Source organism: Mesorhizobium sp. M7A.F.Ca.AU.001.01.1.1, from assembly GCF_004022735.1.
Lineage (GTDB): Bacteria > Pseudomonadota > Alphaproteobacteria > Rhizobiales > Rhizobiaceae > Mesorhizobium > Mesorhizobium ciceri.
Map to the genome: position 1 here is coordinate 1 of NZ_RZPF01000868.1, position 2,386 is coordinate 2,386.

Annotated in this window: 3 protein-coding genes and 1 pseudogene; 2 read left to right on the plus strand and 2 right to left on the minus strand. The window is 61.2% G+C overall.

Annotated features, from left to right (window positions below; all coding sequences use genetic code 11):
- Both EN884_RS33135 and EN884_RS33140 read right to left on the minus strand, forming a co-directional pair.
- A pseudogene (locus tag EN884_RS33135) lies at nt 1–277 on the minus strand (hypothetical protein); the annotation flags it as partial.
- Nucleotides 278–345: 68 nt separating this feature from the next.
- Nucleotides 346–834 carry an Hsp20 family protein gene (locus EN884_RS33140; RefSeq protein ID WP_013531273.1) on the minus strand — a complete coding sequence of 163 codons (489 nt, stop codon included), beginning with the start codon at nt 832–834 and terminating at the stop codon, nt 346–348.
- A gap of 223 nt (nt 835–1,057) precedes the next feature.
- On the opposite strand from EN884_RS33140, the gene EN884_RS33145 reads away from it, so the two are divergent.
- Both EN884_RS33145 and EN884_RS33150 read left to right on the plus strand, forming a co-directional pair.
- The gene (locus tag EN884_RS33145; protein ID WP_024503833.1) at nt 1,058–1,489 is read left to right on the plus strand and encodes a cupin domain-containing protein; all 432 of its coding nucleotides are present in this window, start codon (nt 1,058–1,060) and stop codon (nt 1,487–1,489) included.
- Between the two features lie 85 nt (nt 1,490–1,574).
- A complete protein-coding gene (locus EN884_RS33150; RefSeq protein WP_063168153.1) occupies nt 1,575–2,345 on the plus strand; it encodes a copper homeostasis protein CutC in 771 nt (256 codons plus the stop codon).
- Nucleotides 2,346–2,386 lie beyond the last annotated feature (41 nt).

The following is a 2,386-nucleotide window of genomic DNA, read 5'->3' on the forward strand; positions in this document are numbered from 1 at the left end:
CCTTTGAAACACGCGGTTCCCGCCCGGTTTCGTCCAGAAGGCGGAGTGCGCGAAGTATGTCGCTGACTTCCACGATGGCGCCGTTGTCCAATTGCCGCAACGCGGGATTGTCAGGAACCGCATGAACGTCGGAAGCCCAGAAAGCGAGCAAAGCCCGCTTTGCACCGATCGTCATCGTCTCCTCGTTCAGCACATCATCTGGCGTCCGCAATCCGGCGGATTCCGCGGCAAGATTTTTCGGTTCAGGTTGGTGAAAACTGTAAGTTCCGGTTCTCATCTCCATTCTCCGCGATCTGTGCCTCCCGGCCGAACCGGGAGGCGGACCGTAGATTTAGGTCCAGGGAATCAGGCGACCTCGCGTTGAGGCTCCGCATCCGAGTCGATCAACTGCTTCTTGCCGGGTTGCTCGAGCGAAACCGCTTTGGCTTCGGACCCTATCTCAATGCGCCGAGGCTTGAGTTCCTCGGGCACTTCGCGGACCAGGTCCACTGACAGCAAGCCATTCTCGAGGTTGGCCGCCTTGACCTTTACGTGGTCGGCAAGTTTGAACACCTGCTTGAAGTTGCCCGTCGCCAAGCCGCGATGAAGGACCTCCCGATTTTCCTGGTCGGGTTTCCTTTGGCCGACGACAGACAATTCGGGGCCGTTCTGCATGAGTTCGACCTCATCGAGAGCGAAGCCGGCGATAGCCATCGTAATGCGATAGTCGTTCTCGCCGGTCTTCTCGATATTGTAGGGAGGCCAGTCGGAGCGTACGCTTTTTTCGAGCATATCGAAGAGACGGTCGAAGCCGACCGTTGTGCGGTAAAGAGGGGTATAATCAGAGCTTCTCATAGCCATATCCTCCGTGAAGCAACATGGATTACGAGGCTGTCGCAGCGTCGCTGCGACGCCAGTATGTCGAGCCGAAGCCTCGACGGAAAACGATCTGGTAATCGTGTTTTTTTCCTTCAAGAGGGCGACAAAAATATTTTTGGCCGGCAGGCAGGTGCCCAAGGCGCTGCCTTGCGTGCTGGTGGCCACTGCGCGATGTTGACGCCAGGGGTGGATGCGAATCATGCGAAAAATTTTGATGTCAGGACTGCTGCTCGCGGCAGCCTTTTCCGCGAACCCGGCCCACGCGCTGGACAGCAGCGGCACGCCTGTCGTCGTGACCCCTCTTGCGTCGCGCACGACGACCGCGTCCGGCCAACCGATCACGCTGCCGCAGAAGAACGTGCAGGTGCTGGTCTCGACCTACGACATCGCGCCGGGCGCGACCTTGCCGGTCCACAGGCACCCTTTCCCGCGCTATGCCTATGTCCAGGCCGGCACGCTGAAGGTCACCAATGTCGAGACCGGCGACAGCAACACCTACAAGGCCGGCGATTTCATCATCGAAATGATCGGCCAGTGGCATCAGGCCACCAATATCGGTGATATCGAGGTGAAGCTTCTGGTGATCGATCAGGTCGAGCAAGGCGCCAAGAACACGGAATTGCGCCAATAACCGCGAAGTCCGTGCCCGGCGCGAAAGTCTGTTCGCGCTTTCGCAGCAACCGGCGCGGTGGTAGGGCTGGCCGGGAAATCATGGAATGGATCGCCCCTTGACCAAAGCTCTCCGCCTGCCGCTGATCGAAATCTGTGTCGAAGGCATTGACGGCCTTCTCGCGGCGCAAGCCGCCGGCGCCGACCGGATCGAACTGTGCGCCAGCCTCGTCGAAGGCGGCATCACGCCAAGCCTCGGCACGATCCGCGCCGCCATCGAGCAGGCAAACGTGCCGTTTCACGTCATGGTGCGGCCGCGCGGCGGCGATTTTCTCTACAGTGCGACGGAATATGCCTCGATGCTGGCAGATGTCTCGGCACTGCGCGAACTCGGCGTGCCCGGCGTGGTGTTTGGCTGCCTGAACGCCGATGGCACCATGGACGAGGCGCGCATGAGCGAACTGACGCAGGCCGCCGGCCCCTTGAACGTCACCTGCCATCGCGCCTTCGACATGACGCGCGAGCCGGCCGAGGCGCTCGAATCGCTGATCCGCAGCAAGGTCGGCCGCGTGCTGACCAGCGGCCAGCGTGACACTGCCATCGAAGGCTTGCCGCTGTTGGCGGATCTGGTGCGGCAGGCCGGCGACCGCATCGTCATCCTCGGCTGCGGCGGACTGGATTTGCACAACATTGCCGAAGTGCGCAGCAGAACCGGCCTGTCCGAAATGCATTTTGCCGCCCTCAAGGATGTGCCGAGTGCCATGGACTACCGCAATCCCCATGTCGGCATGGGTGGTTCCGATCTCGATCGCGAGTACCGCAACACGCTGACCGACACAGCGCTGGTGGCGGCAACGATCGCGGCAGCCAAGGCATGACCTCGAGCCCTGCCCCGATAGCCCGTGTATCGGCCCAAGAC